Genomic DNA, 2,600 nt, shown 5'->3' on the forward strand with positions numbered 1-2,600 from the left:
CTAATTGACGACTGTTAGGGTAAAGAATCATCCGTAAACTGATTCTCAAGAAGGCTGCCTCCATAAAGGATACATAATCGTAGTTATACAACAGGTCTAGGTAAAGTACAACAGACTGCCCCACAGTAAGTTAGTACTATTCCTAGCCCTGTTGTATAACTATGAATATGTTATGTGAAAAAAAGCTGAAGTATGTTTTAAGCTTGATCTAAGTTCTCCTGGAATCTTCTTGTTAAAATCACATCTTCGTCATCTGCTGAAGGCCCATAAACGGCTGGAACAGCAATATCCAGCAGCCTCAAATACACACCTAATTGAGCGCGATGATGAACCAAATGATTCATGCAGAACAGTCTTGCGACTTGTTTCTTCGGCAACGTGAATAGTATATCATCTCCATGTGTCATAGACCAATCTTCCCTAAAACATTCGTTCTTGGCTTCTACAAGTGATTTTTTAGCTTCTTCTAACAACTCATCAAAGTAAGCTAAAAGCTCTTGAGTTGTGTTAATATGCTTCGGCTCAAAATCAATGAAATCTAACTTGTCATTGATAATGCATTCTTTCCACCAGGCAATAATTTCAGCAACATGGATAGCTAGCCGTCCCAATGATTCAGACTTTTCGCTTGGCTTATAGTCGGCTCTGTCAAATGGTACCCGCTCTAAAAACCTTCTGGTAACTTCTGCTTCCAAAGTCAGCTCTTGCAGCAATTCTTGGCCTATTGTCATTGCGTAGTGAAATGTGTTGTATAAGTGAATATTATGTTAACCCAATCTATTAAAACTGATGCATCAACTGTATTTGTAGGCCTATCTGATAGGAATGATAATATGAATAGGTTGGGTGAGACTGCACATTATACTGGATCGTTGGCTGAGCAACAATTAACAGATGACTTTTCAGGTGGTAAATGGCTCCGATTCCAACCAAGGGTGTAATGACTAAAGCTTTCCCAAACTTAACCGGCACTTCCTCGCCATTGCCTTCTAAATCAACGTAACTAACGCTTCTAAAGTCCAGTGAAGTACCAATCGTAAAATAAGGTGAGAGCCGGTTAGTAGACGATTGATAATTCACCAATAAAGGCACCTTATAGGCATTGGTCAAGGGATGACTGTAGTGATAAGGTATCTGAGCAGCAATGCCATTTATATCGAAGTGAGTTGTACCAGAGAGGCCATGAGTGGCCCAAATACCTGTTGAAGCAGACCATTTAGGGGAAAAGCTATAGCGAGCTAACAGGCCCAGCATATAGTTAAACCCATGCGACGACACAGTAACGACTGTAGTTGGTGATTGCGTGTTTTGGTCGGGGAAAGGTAGGGTTGAGTTATAATCCGTATGGGAGTAAATGGGTGCAACGTTCAACGACAAAGCGAATTTGGTTTGCCCGAAGGTTGGTTTAATGATTCCGAGTAAAAGGAGTCCGGTAATGCAAAGACAGGTCCAAGTTTTCATCGTTGTTAAGGCTTAAATTCTGTTGTATAATCAACCTTATGTAAAGTCAAAGCAAGATTGAGAAAAGTCATACTATATGTCATACAGTTGATTAGCTCTGAAAAAAGCATTTAGTTTGCTGTATACTAAATGTATGACACTTCTCAATGGCTGACCAAGACCCGCTTACAGAACTCGAATTAAGTAAACAGCAGTCTAAAGATGCGATTACAGAACTGCAATTAAGTAGTACATTCTCTGACTCTTCAGAGGAGAGTAGTAAAAAGGGCAAAGGTGGCCGTCGTCGTCATGCGCCTGACGTTGGTGTTTGGTCCATTCGCGGTATCGAGTTTGAAACTCGTACAGCGTTTGAGAAAGCGGCCGAGCGAAGTAATAAGACCATTGGCCAATACTTGAATGAAGATTTGCGCCAGTACGCTCAGGAGCAGATTAAGAAGGGTAATCAACCGCCAGCTCGTCAGGAAGATTTGCGTACGGAGATTGATGATTTAAAGATAGTCATTACCCAATTAGCTCAACGTACTGAGTTAGATAATCAACGAGACGAAGAACTACGAATTATCCGAGAAGCTATCCAACAACGCCCGGCCAGTTTCCGCGAATGGCTATTTGGTAAAAAATGAGTATTATAATTAGTAGTGCTTGGATAACTCTATATGGGGACAACTTCTCCCCCTATCATCTATCAAGACAAACTGATTTACGTTTCGATGAAGTAGTTGAGAAGGGAACAACGGTAATGGCCGAGGGCCGGTACAGAGATGGTTTTGCTCCTTATGGTTGGGCTCGATTAGATGCGGTGCCTTTGGTTGAAGGTGAGACTGTAATAGACCGGTTACTGTCGTTGTTAGGCGAGCTACGTCACAAGATAGGTAATCGACTTGCTGAGTTCAATCTCGAATCTATTAGCGTGTGGTTGCTAGTTAAACATACTGGGGAGGGCCAACATAGTTTTGAGATCGGGCCAGATGTTCTACTGCTGATGGGCCAATTGGGAGCTACCTTGTGCATAGACTACATGCTTTAGATGAATAAAGAAACAGGTTCGTTTGCGAAGAAGCTGACGCGTGTGTACTTTGCTGGTCTGATTGAGTAGCCAGCCATGTTTACTACCTTAAAAACCCTCCTATCGTCGGGCT

At 42.0% G+C, this 2,600-nt stretch carries 3 protein-coding genes; 1 reads left to right on the forward strand and 2 read right to left on the reverse strand.

What is annotated here, in order from left to right; genetic code table 11:
- Positions 1-197 precede the first annotated feature (197 nt).
- Positions 198-731 (reverse strand): DinB family protein, encoded by a 534-nt coding sequence (locus tag ACFS25_RS31685; RefSeq protein WP_381509221.1) that lies wholly within the window; start codon positions 729-731, stop codon positions 198-200.
- 49 nt (positions 732-780) lie between these two features.
- Positions 781-1,461, reverse strand: coding sequence for a hypothetical protein (locus tag ACFS25_RS31690; RefSeq protein WP_381509222.1), 681 nt, complete (start codon positions 1,459-1,461; stop codon positions 781-783).
- A 146-nt stretch (positions 1,462-1,607) separates the two neighbouring features.
- Between ACFS25_RS31690 and ACFS25_RS31695 the strand changes: the two genes are divergently transcribed.
- A complete protein-coding gene (locus tag ACFS25_RS31695; RefSeq protein WP_381509224.1) occupies positions 1,608-2,084 on the forward strand; it encodes a hypothetical protein in 477 nt (158 codons plus the stop codon).
- The last annotated feature ends 516 nt before the right edge of the window (positions 2,085-2,600 follow it).

The organism is Spirosoma flavum, assembly GCF_042686045.1.
Taxonomy (GTDB): Bacteria; Bacteroidota; Bacteroidia; order Cytophagales; family Spirosomataceae; genus Spirosoma; species Spirosoma flavum.